The sequence below is a fragment of the Nocardia sp. AB354 genome (genome assembly GCF_049538315.1).
Classification (GTDB): Bacteria; Actinomycetota; Actinomycetes; order Mycobacteriales; family Mycobacteriaceae; genus Nocardia; species Nocardia nova.
In genome coordinates this window covers 112416-118924 of sequence record NZ_JBMVFU010000023.1, presented here as the reverse complement: position 1 = coordinate 118924, position 6509 = coordinate 112416, and the positions used below count along the sequence as shown (strand labels likewise).

Here is a 6509-nt window from a genome sequence, read left to right as displayed (position 1 = left end):
CGGCCGGTCATCGATCGGCCCCCTCGGGTGCCGCCTGGACCACCGGCTGAGTGCCGGCCGGCTGCGCGGCGGGTGCTACGGGCGCGGGCGGACCGGCCGGTGCCGTCGGTTGGATACCCGCGGGTGCGACCGGCGCCGCCTGCGCCGCGGGCTCCGGTTCGGCAGCGGGTGCGGCCGGGGCCGCCTGTGCCGCCGGTTGAGTCCCGGCCGGAGGTGCGGCCGGCGCCGCCGGTGCGGCCTGTACCGGTGCCGGAACCTGCGTCGGCTGGGCCGGCGGATGCGGCGCTGTCGTCGTCGGCGCCGGGGGCGGATTCTGATCGGCCGGACCGGGAGCGGGAGCCGGCGGGGCGGGGGTCGTGGTCACCGGGACCAGCCGTTCCCCTTGAGCCTGAGCGAGTTTCGGCGGCAGCGCACCCGGCTTGGCGGGAGTCGTGTTCAGCGGCGGCACCGGCGCGCCCTCGGCCGGTGTCTCCTTGCCGACCACCGTCACCGAACCGTCGGGAGCCACGAGCAGGCGGGCGGGATCCTTGGCCGGGATCATGCCCAGCTCGCGTGCGCGGTTGGCCAGTTCGGGCGCCGAGTCGGCGGCCTCCACCTCACGCTGCAGTGCCGCACGCTCGTCGAGCAACTGCCGGTTGATGCGGCGGGCGTCGCTGAGCTGATAGCTGTCCTCGGCGGCATGCGTGGTCAGCACCAGGGTCGCGAGCAGACCGCAGCCGAGCAGGGCGAGAATCGCCGCCACGAACGGCAGCCGCCCGGCCATCATCGACCCGGCGCGCCGGGGCAGCGGCGGAAGCACGCGCTCCCCCGCCCGATTGCGCCGGCGCGCATAGGCGCGTTGGGCCGCACCGGATTTCACGCGGTCGGCGCTGTGCGCTCGCCGCGGCGCGGACCGCTGCGTCCGCTGTGGTGCGTCCACCCGTGTCCGCACGCTCATATTCCTGCCTCCCCTACCGATTTCCTGTGGGACTGCCCGTCGTAGTGCTGCCGATCCGGCAATACCCCCGTCGCCGGATCGCTGTCACCCGGCCGCCTGTATTCGCTCCGCGGCCCGCATGCGCACCGGCGCCGCGCGTGGGTTCTCCTCGATCTCCGTTTCGCTCGCCTTCTCCGCGCCCCTGGTCAGAATCGCGAATTCCGGTCCCATGCCGGGCAATTCGACGGGCAGGTCCAATGGTGTGCGCGAGGCCGAGGCCTGCGCGAAGATCTGTTTGACGACCTTGTCCTCCAGCGACTGGTAGGACATGACGACGATCCGGCCGCCGACCTCCAGCGCCGCCAACGCCGCCGGCACCGCGGCCTCGAGCGACTCGAGTTCGCGATTGACCTCGATCCGCAGGGCCTGGAAGGTGCGTTTGGCGGGGTGCCCGCCGGTGCGCCGGGTTGCCGCCGGGATCGCGTCGTAGAGCAGTTCCACCAGTTGGGCACTGGTCGTGAACGGCCGCTGCGCGCGCCGGCGGACGATCTCACTCGCGATCCGGCCCGCAAAGCGTTCCTCGCCATAGGTTTTCAGGATCCGGGCCAGATCGCCGTGGCTGTAGGTGTTGAGCACATCCGCCGCGGTGAGGTCGGACGTCGGGTCCATCCGCATGTCCAGCGGGGCGTCCACCGAATAGGCGAAGCCCCGCTCGGCCTCGTCGAGCTGCATCGAGGACACACCGAGATCCATCAGCACCGCGCGCACGGAGCCTCGTTCGGGCAGCCCGGCCTGGCGCAGCGCGCCGGGCAGGCCGTCATATCTGGTGTGCACCAGCGTGATTCGATCGGCGAAGGGCGCGAGCCGCTCACCGGCCAGGCGCAGCGCCTCGGTATCGCGGTCCAGCCCGATCAGGCGGATCGCGGGATAGGTCCGCAGGAAATGTTCGGCATGCCCGCCCAAACCGAGCGTGGCGTCGACCAGGACTCCGCCGGATTCCAGTGCGGGGCCGAGGATTTCGTCGGCACGACGCAAAAGAACCGGAACATGGCGGGGGCGGTCGCTGTCATGGTTCACCTCGACCTCCCGGATCCTGGCTCACGGTGCTTGCGACGGGTGGATGGTCTAACGAGTGGACAGCCAATGCCCCGGGGTCTCTGACCGAACACGGCACCTGGCGTTGGGGAAGTACGTCAGGGTCCGTGCCGGGCAGAGGCCGCAGGGCACTCGCCTGTCTCGGATCAGAAAATTCCGCCCAGCGACTCGTCTCCTGCCAGCGAGTAGTCCTCCTCGTGCTCGGCGAGGTAGGAATCCCACGCCTGTTTGTCCCAAATCTCGAGGAAATCGACCGAGCCGATCACCACGCAGTCCTTGGACAGATTCGCGTAGCGGCGATGTTCGGCCGACAACGTGATCCGGCCCTGCCCATCGGGACGTTGCTCGTCCGTGGACGCCGCCAAGGCGCGAACGAAAGCCCTTGCCTGCGGGTTGCTTCGGGACGCCGCCGCGGCTCGCCGCGCCAGGGCGGTGAACTCTTCTTTGGGATAGACGGCAAGGCTGTGGTCCTGACCTTTCGTGACCATCAACCCTCCCGCCAGTTCGTCGCGAAACTTCGCAGGCAACGTCAGTCGCCCTTTGTCGTCCAGGCGAGGCGTGTAGGTACCGAGAAACACAGTCTCGACACCTCCCGCTCGATCACCTCGTCTGGTCGGCGCTCTTATCAGTGCGCGCTCCACATTACCCCACTTTCCCCCACTTTCAATCGAAAGCCGCGGTGATCTCGGTCCCCGGCTCGGGGATTGAGCAGGTCAACTCAGCTATCACCGCGGTGGGGAGATTTCGTCGAGTTCCCCCGACACGCGCCGCCGGCGAGCCGGGCAGCCCGACAACCATCAGCAAACCCGCAGCTGGGAGCGGCCCCGGCCGGTGGTGGGCGAGAGTGGGGACCGGGGGTGGGGAAAGGTGGGGAAATGCGGGGACCGACGAATCCGCCACCCCGTGAACGCGATCCGGATCACTCCGCGAAAGAAAAACGACACGCCGCACATCACGGCGTGTCGTTCGAGGCGGTTCAGTTGTCGGCTACTCGCCGCTGGGCACGGCAATCATCGCGCAACCACATTCGGCCGCTCGCCTCCGCTCCCGCGGACGCGAGCGGAGGCTCAGCTGTCCTGCTCGAAGCGGCGCCTGAACCGATCTTCCATGCGGGCGGAGAAGCCACCGGCCTTGCGTTGCTTACCCTTTGCCGCACGGCCGGGAATGCCACCGGGACCGGAGGGGGCGTCGCCGCTGCCTCGGCCGCTCTTGGTCATACCCGAGCCGCCCAGCAGCAACAGCACACCCGCGCCGAACATCACGATGAAGCCGAGCAGACTGATGATGGGGAATCCGCCGGGCTTGACGGGCAGGGCGATTCCCGCAATGAGAAGAACGAGGCCGAGGACGAAGAGCGCGGCCGCCTGAAGTCTGCGTCTTCCGGTGGCAGAGCGAAGCCGACCACCACGCACGGTCGAGGCGAATTTAGGGTCCTCAGCATAGAGCGCGCTCTCGATCTGTTCGAGCATGCGCTGCTCGTGCTCGGAGAGTGGCACGGTACCTCCCCCGGCACTAGGTCCTGGTTGTCGCCTCCGGGTAGACGACAAGTAGCCGACCTTGGCGGCTACTGCCACCAATGATACGAGTTCGATCAGTGCGCTACCACCTACTCGCCGATGTTCACGCCGTACCGTCGGCGAGCCAGCCCGGCGCGGGACGCAACCGGGCCGCCGTAATCGCCAGCGCATCCTCCACATCGCGCAGGAATGCCTCCACCCGCGAGGCGAACTCGTCGGCCTGGGTATCGCTGATCGCCCGGTCCAGTCCGGCCTCGAGCGCGGCACGGGTCTCGGAGAAGGAACTGAAGTAGTCCGACCACATCACGAATTCCGGTGCGGCCTGCTGCATCAGCACCCAGGCGTTGCGGGAGCGGGCCCGCGGTGCGCGGTCGGCACCGGTCGCGGCCAGCACCGCCCCGGCCCCGCGCAGCGCCGCGAGGTAGGCGCTGCGCAGCCGCTCACGCGGATCGGGTTCGGCCCAGGCCTGCTGCACCATCGTGTCCGCCCGGTCGAGCAGTCCGCCCGCCCGGCCGGCACGTCGTGGATCGTCCATCCGACCAGCCATCTCGACACCTCCACATTTCGCATACCGCGCCCGGTCGACCGTGCCGAACCGAACGGGTATTCGAACGTTTCAATTGAATGTGAATATAGAGACGACCACCGACAGACTTTCGCGCCGAACGCGCGCCGCGCACCCTGGATGGGGACCCCCGCACCCCACGCACCCAACTCCGACGCCCGCCCCGACACCACAGACACCTTCGACAGACAGAGACGGCCCCGAAGATATGGCTCCCCGCTCATGACCGCCGTCAGGCCCCGCCACACCCCCGCGCCCGTCGTCGTCGACCTCTCGGCCGCGACGTTGCGCCACCGGCTGCACGACGCCCTCGCCGTGTACGTCGCGGCGATGGACTATCCACGCGGCACCGAACACCACCGCGCCCCGATGTGGGCCGAACACACCACCCGGCCGGGCTGGCAGGCCGTCGCCGCGGTGGTCCCCGACGACAGCGGCCAGGTCGATCTGCGTACCGCGCCGATCGTGGCGATCGCCTACGGCTATCGCGGCGCGCCGCACCAGTGGTGGCATCAGCAGGTCCACACCGGCATGCGCCGCTCGGGCTGGCCGGAGCAGACCGCGCGGGCCCTGCTGTCGGACTACTTCGAACTCACCGAACTGCACGTCCATCCGTCCGCTCAGGGCCGCGGTATCGGCGAGACCCTGCTGGTCCGGCTGCTCGAGCAGCGCACGGAGGCGGCGGTGCTGCTGTCCACCCCGGAGGTCGACCACGAGGCCAACCGCGCCTGGCGGCTGTATCGCCGGCAGGGATTCACCGATGTGGTCCGGCATTTCGTCTTCTCCGGCGATACCCGGCGCTTCGCCGTGCTCGGCCGCCGGCTGCCGTTACGGACGCCCGAACAGTGACGACACTGGTTCTGGGCTCCGGCCACAACGCACTGGTCGCGGCCTGCTATCTGGCACGCGCGGGACATCCGGTCGAGGTACTCGAGCGCGACGAGGTGCTCGGTGGCGCGGTGTCGACGGTCGAGCGCTTCCCGGGCCATCTCATGGACCGCGGTTCCTCGGCGCACATCATGATCCGCCACACCGGCATCATCGAGGAACTCGAGCTGGAGAAGTTCGGCCTGCGCTACATCGATTGCGACCCTTGGGCTTTCGCCCCCGCACCGGTGGGCTCGGATGCCCGGCCGATCGTCTTCCACCGCGATGTCGACCGCACCTGCGCCTCGATCGAACGGGCCTGCGGTCCCCGCGAGGCCGAGGCCTACCGGCGGTTCGTCCGTACGTGGGGTCCCCGGGCCCAGCGGGTGATGCGGGCGTTCGGCGGTGCGCCGACACCGGGCCGGTTCCTGCGCGCGTTCTGGGGCCTCGACGCCCGGGGCGGCGGCAGCGCGCTGTCGCGGGAATTCCTGCAGTCCGGAGATGCCTTGCTGGACAGCTGGTTCGACGACGAACGGCTGAAGGCGGCGCTGGCCTGGTTCGGCGCGCAGTCCGGACCGCCGATGTCGGAACCCGGCACCGCGCCGATGGCCGGTTTCGCCGCCCTGATGCACACGCTCCCGCCCGGCCGCGCGGTCGGCGGCAGCGGTGCGCTCACCACGGCACTCGTGGCGCGGCTGCGCGCCGACGGTGGCACCGTCTCGGCCGGTGACGAGGTAACCGAACTGCGCCGCTCGGGCGAGGGCTGGCGGGTGCGCACGGCGAGCGGCCGCGACCTGTCCGCCCGCAGCGTGATTTCCGGCACACACGTGCTCACCACCCTGGAGTTGTTGCGGCGCGGCGGATTCGACGACACCGTTCTCGCCGACTGGCGGCGGCGTATCCGGGTCGGCCCCGGCATCGGCATGGTCGTGCGGACCGCGACCTCCGCCCTCCCCGTATACCCCGGTGCCACACCGGAGGAGTCGACGCGCGGACTGCAATTGCTGGTGACCGATCGACGGCAGTTGCGACTCGCCCACGCCGCCGCGCTGGCCGGGGAACTGCCGCCGCGTCCGGTGGTGCTGGCCATGAGTTTCAGCGCCCTCGACCCCACGATCGCACCGCCCGGCGAACATCAGCTGTCACTGTGGGCGCAGTGGCATCCGCACCGGCTCGCCGACGGCAGCGAGTGGAGCGCGCACGGTGAGCGCGAGGCCGACCGCATCATCGCCGAAGTCGATTCCTACGCACCCGGTTTCGCCGATTCGGTGCGGCAGCGGTATGTGCAGACACCCGCCGATCTGGAGACCGAATTGGGGCTCATCGGCGGCAATGTCATGCATGTGGAGATGTCGATGGATCAGATGTTCTTCTGGCGGCCGATTCCGGAACTGTCCGGACAGAAGGTGCCGGGGGCGCCCGGGCTGTATCTGACCGGCGCCTCCACCCACCCCGGCGGCGGAGTGTCGGGCGCCAGCGGGCGCACCGCGGCGGAGCTGGTGCTGCGATCGCTGCGCCGCGGTCGCTTCACTCGGCGATGACGGCGCGG

7 protein-coding genes are annotated in these 6509 nt (G+C 69.8%); 2 read left to right on the top strand and 5 right to left on the bottom strand.

What is annotated here, in order from left to right; translation table 11 throughout:
• Positions 1-7 precede the first annotated feature (7 nt).
• From ACPCUW_RS27700 to ACPCUW_RS27680, 5 genes are all read right to left on the bottom strand, one after another.
• Positions 8-937: a hypothetical protein gene (locus tag ACPCUW_RS27700; protein ID WP_227462783.1), complete on the bottom strand. Its 930-nt coding sequence runs from the start codon at positions 935-937 to the stop codon at positions 8-10.
• Between the two features lie 84 nt (positions 938-1021).
• The gene (rsmH, locus tag ACPCUW_RS27695) at positions 1022-1993 is read right to left on the bottom strand and encodes a 16S rRNA (cytosine(1402)-N(4))-methyltransferase RsmH (RefSeq protein WP_063017292.1); all 972 of its coding nucleotides are present in this window, start codon (positions 1991-1993) and stop codon (positions 1022-1024) included.
• Between the two features lie 164 nt (positions 1994-2157).
• The gene (gene mraZ / locus ACPCUW_RS27690; RefSeq protein ID WP_030514722.1) at positions 2158-2589 is read right to left on the bottom strand and encodes a division/cell wall cluster transcriptional repressor MraZ; all 432 of its coding nucleotides are present in this window, start codon (positions 2587-2589) and stop codon (positions 2158-2160) included.
• 489 nt (positions 2590-3078) lie between these two features.
• A complete protein-coding gene (locus tag ACPCUW_RS27685; RefSeq protein ID WP_062966235.1) occupies positions 3079-3507 on the bottom strand; it encodes a DUF3040 domain-containing protein in 429 nt (142 codons plus the stop codon).
• A gap of 124 nt (positions 3508-3631) precedes the next feature.
• Complete coding sequence (locus ACPCUW_RS27680) at positions 3632-4075, bottom strand: SAV_6107 family HEPN domain-containing protein (RefSeq protein ID WP_227462782.1); 444 nt, start codon at positions 4073-4075, stop codon at positions 3632-3634.
• Between the two features lie 240 nt (positions 4076-4315).
• Between ACPCUW_RS27680 and ACPCUW_RS27675 the strand changes: the two genes are divergently transcribed.
• Together ACPCUW_RS27675 and ACPCUW_RS27670 are read left to right on the top strand one after the other, a co-directional pair.
• Positions 4316-4942, top strand: coding sequence for a GNAT family N-acetyltransferase (locus ACPCUW_RS27675; RefSeq protein ID WP_063017290.1), 627 nt, complete (start codon positions 4316-4318; stop codon positions 4940-4942).
• Positions 4939-6501, top strand: a complete 1563-nt coding sequence (locus ACPCUW_RS27670) for a phytoene desaturase family protein (RefSeq protein ID WP_423428079.1) — start codon at positions 4939-4941, stop codon at positions 6499-6501. The genes ACPCUW_RS27675 and ACPCUW_RS27670 overlap by 4 nt, the downstream gene beginning before the upstream one ends.
• The last annotated feature ends 8 nt before the right edge of the window (positions 6502-6509 follow it).